1 protein-coding gene is annotated in these 247 nt (G+C 66.4%); it reads right to left on the bottom strand.

What is annotated here, in order from left to right:
- Positions 1 to 247, bottom strand: a 247-nt coding sequence (locus OEB96_RS00105; protein WP_266213339.1) for a hypothetical protein, incomplete at both ends; no start/stop codon positions are given.

The following is a 247-nucleotide window of genomic DNA, read 5'->3' as shown; positions in this document are numbered from 1 at the left end:
GCAATCCCGACGGACCTCGCCGAGCACACCGAAGGCGCCGTACTCGAAGCAGGTGCTCGTCCCATGGGGATCGATGCTCACCGCCACTCTCGAGGCGGCATCCGTCTGCAACAGCGAGGTCGCGTCGCTCTCGTCCGTGTGGGCGATCTGCAATCCCTTCGCCAGCAGTCCGTAGGCGAAGTACTCGTGGTCGCCGTCGGGGTGCTCGACGTCGGTCACCCGATCGAGGCCGTCGTACTCGGTGGTG

It is taken from the genome of Paraliomyxa miuraensis (genome assembly GCF_026337845.1).
GTDB lineage: Bacteria > Myxococcota_A > Polyangia > Nannocystales > Nannocystaceae > Paraliomyxa > Paraliomyxa miuraensis.
This window is presented reverse-complemented; position numbering and strand designations above follow the sequence as displayed.